Annotated in this window: 2 protein-coding genes and 1 pseudogene; all 3 read left to right on the forward strand. The window is 73.8% G+C overall.

The window, feature by feature from the left end:
• Positions 1 to 507, forward strand: a pseudogene (locus IEZ31_RS53860) (hypothetical protein); the annotation flags it as partial.
• Entirely contained in the window at positions 504 to 1,016 is a 513-nt protein-coding gene (locus IEZ31_RS53865) for a GtrA family protein (protein WP_190257950.1), read from the forward strand. The pseudogene IEZ31_RS53860 and the gene IEZ31_RS53865, both read left to right, overlap by 4 nt.
• Before the next feature lie 209 nt (positions 1,017 to 1,225).
• On the forward strand, positions 1,226 to 1,666 hold the full coding sequence (locus IEZ31_RS53870) for a universal stress protein (protein ID WP_229837235.1): 441 nt from the start codon (positions 1,226 to 1,228) through the stop codon (positions 1,664 to 1,666).
• Positions 1,667 to 1,875 lie beyond the last annotated feature (209 nt).

A 1,875-nucleotide genomic window follows, 5' to 3' on the forward strand; every position in this document is an offset into this window, starting at 1 on the left:
GACCTGCTGTGGCGCCGTACCCACGGTCGGCTCGGGATACCGTTTCCCCGTTCCCGTATGGCGGCCGGCGGTGCCGCGCGCCGGATCTCGCTCTCCCGCGTCGCGGTCGGCGGCACCGCGCTCGTCGCGGCCGTGCTCGTCGTGCCGGCGTGGGCGTCGACGATGGTGGAGCAGTCCCGTGTGGACGGCAGCGCCAACTCCCGCGCCGCCACCCGGTGGGTCGTCGAGCACGTCCCGCACGACGCGGTCGTGGTCACCGACGACTACATCTGGATGGACCTCAAACTGGCCGGGTTCACCAAGCCGGTCTGGCTGTGGAAACTCGACACCGACCCCGAGGTGATGGAGACGATGGTTCCGGCGGGGGCGGCGTCGATCGACTACGTCGTCATGGCCGACCAGGCCGAGTCGACGCTCGCCTCGCTGCCGACGCTGCGGACCGGCGTCGCGGAGTCGACCGTGGTCGCCCGCTTCGGCGAGGTCGTCGTGCGGCAGGTGCACGCGTGAACGGTCCGGAGCGCGGCGGACGGGCCGGTCCGCGCAGGCTCGGCTCGACCGGCGTACGGCCGGAACGCACCGGAGGGCACCTGCCGCGTCTCCTGCGGCTCGCCGGGTTCGGCGCGGCGGGCGCCTCCGGCGTGCTGCCGAACCTGGCGGTCATGTGGCTGCTCGTCGACCACCTCCACGTGCACTACCTGCCCGCGGCGGTGGCGGCGACGGAGGTGGCGATCGGCTGGAACTTCGTCCTGGTCGACCTGGTGGTGTTCCGCACCCGGCGGGACCGCCCGTGGCCGGCCCGGTTCGGGCGGTTCGTGCTGCTGAACAACGCCGACCTGGCCGTCCGCCTGCCGCTGCTGGCCGCGCTGGTCTCCTGGTGGGGCGCGGACGAGCTGGTCGCGAACCTGGCCACGCTGGTGGTGGCGTTCCTGCTCCGGTTCGGCATCACCGACCGGTTCATCTACCGCCGGCCCACTGCGCCTTCGCCGGCTCTGGTGGAGACCGGCGCCACCGTGTGAGGCGGCGGCCCGTTGCCGGGCCGCCGCCCGGACCCTTTCCTGGAACCTTTCCCGGACCCTTTGCCCGGACCCTTTGCCCGGACCCTTTGCCCGGACCCTTTGCCCGGACCCCTTGCCCGGACCCTTTGCCTGGACCCTTTGGCCGGGCCCTTTGGACGGACTCGGTGCCCTGACTCGTGGCGCGGCGGCGCGTGCGGCATGCTGTTGCCGTGAGTTTCGAGCTGGGCACCGACGGCCCGAAGGTCATCGTGGTCGGTGTCGATGGGTCGGACACGTCGATGCGCGCCGGGGCGTACGCAGCCGGCATGGCCCGGCGGCAGCGCGCGCGGCTGGTCGTCGTGTACGTGACCGGCGTCCCGGCCGCGAGCCGCCTCGTCGCGGAGGCGGCCGGGGCGGTCGAGCAGGCCGTCGCCGAGGCGACCGAGGACATGCGCCGCCAGGTCGAGCAGGGCGCCCTGCACGCGGGCGTGAACGCCGAGTTCATCGCGGTGCGCGGCGATCCGTACCAGGAGCTCGTCCGCGTCGCCGGCGAGCTGCGGGCCGACGCGGTGGTGGTCGGCTCGTCCCGGCGCTTCGGCCACCGGTTCGTGGGCTCACTCGCCGTCCGCCTGGTGAAGGCGGGCCGCTGGCCGGTGACCGTGGTCCCGTAGCCGCCGCAATCCGCCGGACCCCGCTCTCCGCCCGCTCCCACGCTCTCCCGCTCCCACGCTCTCCCGCTCCCACGCTCTCCCGTTCCCGGCCTCCCCGGGCTCCCCGGCCCCTCCGTTCCCGGTCTCTCCCGTTCCCGACCTTTCCCGCTCCCGACCTTTCCCGCTCCCGACCTTTCCCGCTCCCGACCTTTCCCGCTCCCGACCTTTCC

The sequence above is a fragment of the Dactylosporangium sucinum genome (genome assembly GCF_014647515.1).
GTDB classification, from domain to species: domain Bacteria; phylum Actinomycetota; class Actinomycetes; order Mycobacteriales; family Micromonosporaceae; genus Dactylosporangium; species Dactylosporangium sucinum.